This is a genomic window from Alcanivorax sp. HI0044, assembly GCF_001634945.1.
This window is the reverse complement of sequence record NZ_LWEZ01001965.1, coordinates 1-1047: the sequence shown is the minus strand read 5'-3', so window position 1 is coordinate 1047 and position 1047 is coordinate 1. Positions and strand designations below refer to the sequence as shown.

At 52.7% G+C, this 1047-nt stretch carries 1 protein-coding gene and 1 pseudogene; both read right to left on the bottom strand.

The window, feature by feature from the left end; genetic code table 11:
* Window positions 1-281: pseudogene (locus tag A3730_RS29100) on the bottom strand (hypothetical protein); the annotation flags it as partial.
* Window positions 282-417: 136 nt separating this feature from the next.
* Window positions 418-1008 (bottom strand): DUF805 domain-containing protein, encoded by a 591-nt coding sequence (locus tag A3730_RS29095; RefSeq protein WP_063538031.1) that lies wholly within the window; start codon window positions 1006-1008, stop codon window positions 418-420.
* Window positions 1009-1047 lie beyond the last annotated feature (39 nt).

The window sequence follows — 1047 nt, the reverse complement described above, 5'->3', positions numbered from 1 at the left end:
ATACCCCAGCTCTTTTCAAGGTCAGCAACCAGAGAGCGCTCCTCGCTACCTTCTGCATCACGGCGTAACAAATCAATCCCGGACTGAGCCTGGTCAATAGCCTCATCAAGATTGGAAATATAGGTTTTGCTGCCGACCATGACGGTCAACATGTGGAAATCAGCGCGGACTTTCCACAACGCCAGTTCAAAATCTTCGAGTTCCGCATTGCTGATTGACGCAAATCCCTGCATTGGCAGCAACACCATCGCAATGAGACACCCCAGAAGACGCTTTCTCATAGCTACTCCCTAATAATCGCTATTATTGTTGTTACTGGTTATGGCTTTATTTATATCGCCAAGTCCGCTCTCCCCGGACCTGGATCACAAGACAATAGCATAAAAGGTAGCAAAAATAGGAGCCTGCGACTAATAGTTATCGAGCGTTAAGCGCCTGCTGTACCGGCTGCGCCCACCCCTGAGGAAGCTGGGCGAGATAAGGCGCCAGAAGGTCGGGCAGAAACCAACCCAACACCAACAAGACCATCATGGATAAAAGCACTAACACATTGATAAACCAACACAAACCGCCCACCAGCATAACCACGGTGCTAACCGGAGGGTTCGGCGTTCCGAAACGGTTCATCATGCTGCTGCCATCACCAAGATAGAGATAAAGCTGGAATGGCAAATTGACCAACGGCACAAACGCCAGGATGACCCACCAGCCACTTTTTTCCATATCGTGCAAACGGCGCACCAGAAGTCCAATTTGGTAGACCAGCAACGCCAGCGACACCACTGCGACGACGCCCCAACCCACCCACTGCGGCAACAGTTCGGCGGACAACAACAGGAAAAGGGCCATCAGCAAGCCCGACAGCAGCACAGCACCAAACTGGTAGCACGCAAACCGCAGGCGGCCAAGCCGTTGCCGCAGGCTGAGCACGGAGAGAGGCTCATAAACAATCATGCCCTTGCCCTGATAACCAGGCTTGAGTGATTCAGCCCCGTAGCCGTCATTCATTGGTTTATCCCCCGGCCTCACCCTGCACATTGCGCCACT

What these genes read in the sequence shown, in the direction of transcription:
- A3730_RS29095 (WP_063538031.1), bottom strand. Translation starts at nt 1,008, where the DNA reads ATGAATGACGGCTACGGGGCTGAATCACTCAAGCCTGGTTATCAGGGC.